The sequence below is a fragment of the Kitasatospora sp. NPDC007106 genome (assembly GCF_040634455.1).
In the GTDB taxonomy this organism is placed as follows: Bacteria; Actinomycetota; Actinomycetes; order Streptomycetales; family Streptomycetaceae; genus Kitasatospora; species Kitasatospora arboriphila.
This window is the reverse complement of record NZ_JBEYFP010001019.1, coordinates 1-1,947: the sequence shown is the minus strand read 5'-3', so window position 1 is coordinate 1,947 and position 1,947 is coordinate 1. Positions and strand designations below refer to the sequence as shown.

Here is a 1,947-nt window from a genome sequence, read left to right as displayed (position 1 = left end):
GGCCGGCGGTGCGGTCGGCGGACGCCGTGGGCCCGCGGCCGGCGGCGAGTTCACCCAGGGCGGCACCGGTCTGCGCGGCCGGGCCGAGCGGGGCGCGGACGGCCGTTCCGGCCAGGGCGGCTTCGGCGGTGGCCACGGCGGGGGCGGTGCGGGCCGCAAGGACCGGAACCGCGGGAACCGTCCGGACTACCTCGTCGAGGACGAGGACACCTGGACCTCCGGTTCAGGACCGGTCAACCCGGGCGTGATTGAGTAGGGATCAGGCTGACTGCCCGGCCGCGGGGCCACGAAACGCCCCGCGGCCGGGCAGGTCCGTGCGTCGGGAGGCGTGCCGGGCCGACGGCGACGGCTGACGAGGGAGAGCAGGATGCGGCGAACGGGCACGGCGGTGCGGGGGCGGCGGTTCGCCGCAGCGATGGCGGTGGCGGCACTGTCCGTCGGGGTGGCGGCCGGTCCGGCCTCCGGCGTGGACTCGATCCGCGCCCAGCAGTGGTACCTGGACGCCATGCACGCCCCGGACATGTGGAAGACCAGCACCGGCCAGGGCATCACCGTCGCGGTGATCGACGGCGGCGTCGACGCCGCGCACCCGGACCTGGCCGGGCAGGTGCTGCCCGGCAAGGACTTCACCGGGGCCGGGAACACCTCGGACTCCGTCGGCCACGGCACCGGCATGGCGAGCATCATCGCCGGCACCGGCAAGGGCCTGGGCGGCAAGGGCGAGTACGGCCTGGCACCCGGCGCCAAGATCCTCCCGATCAAGGTCAACGACAACTACGGCGGCAAGGTCGAGGCGGAGAACTCCGACCTCGCACAGCTGGGCCAGGCGATCGTCTACGCCTCGGACCAGGGCGCGAAGGTCATCAACATGTCGGTGGGCATCCCGGCGTCGAACCTCAAGCCGGTCGACCTGCAGAAGTTCAAGACCTCGGTGGACCACGCCCTCGCCCGCGGCAGCCTGGTCTTCGCCGCGGTGGGCAACAGCGGCAACACCACCAACCAGGTGGAGTACCCGGCGGCCTCCCCCGGCGTGGTCGGCGTGGCCGCCACCGACAAGGACGGTAAGGCGGCCGCGACGTCCGAGCACGGCGCGCAGGTCTCCCTGGCGGCGCCGGGCGCCGACATCTACCGTGCCTGCACCGGCCCGTCCGGTTACTGCAAGGGCACCGGCACCTCCGACGCCACGGCCGTGGCGTCCGCCTCCGCCGCGCTCCTGTGGGCCGTGCACCCGGACTGGACCAACAACCAGGTGCTGCGCGTGCTGATCAACACGGCCAGCAACCCGAAGGAGCGCAGCGACTTCATCGGCTACGGCACCGTGCGGCCGCGGATCGCGCTCAGCGACCCGGGCGACCCGGGCGCGGCCGGCGAGTTCCCGCTGAAGGCCGCGGCGGCCGCCCACCCGACCCCGGGTGCGGGCACCGGCGGTGCCACCGCGCCGGGGACGGCACCGGCCCCCGCCGGGTCCTCGCAGGCCGCGGCCGCCGCCTCGGACGACGGGTCCGGCACGGACCCGCTCGACCTGGTGCTGATGATCATCGGCGGGCTCTTCGGCTTCGCGGTGCTGCTGGTGATCGTCTTCTTGGTGATCGGCCGGCGGAAGAAGGCCGCCGCCGCGGGCACGGCCCCGGTGCCGGCGCCCGCGCCGTACGGGGTCCAGCCGCCCCACCAGGCGCCGGGCTTCCCCGCCCAGCAGCCGCCCGCCGGCCCCTACGGGCAGCAGCCGCCGGCCGCCCCGTACGGCCAGCAGCCCCCCGCGCCCGGCGGCTACCCGCCGCCGCAGGGGCAGACCCCGCCGCCTCCGGGCGGCAACCCGTACGCCCGCTGACGGGCGAGGACAGTACGGCCCCGGGGCCGGCCGCGGATCGCGGCCGGCCCCGCGGCGGTCCCCCGGCGCGGGGCCGCCCGCGGGGCGGGCGGCGGGCGCGGGGGCCGGTCGGGGGCGCG

1 protein-coding gene is annotated in these 1,947 nt (G+C 76.7%); it reads left to right on the top strand.

Annotated features, from left to right (window positions below; translation table 11 throughout):
• The first annotated feature begins 367 nt into the window (after positions 1-367).
• A complete protein-coding gene (gene mycP, locus ABZ641_RS35260; protein WP_359988480.1) occupies positions 368-1,828 on the top strand; it encodes a type VII secretion-associated serine protease mycosin in 1,461 nt (486 codons plus the stop codon).
• Positions 1,829-1,947 lie beyond the last annotated feature (119 nt).

Coding starts and splice junctions, on each gene's coding strand:
- mycP (WP_359988480.1), top strand. CDS start 368: ATGCGGCGAACGGGCACGGCGGTGCGGGGGCGGCGGTTCGCCGCAGCG.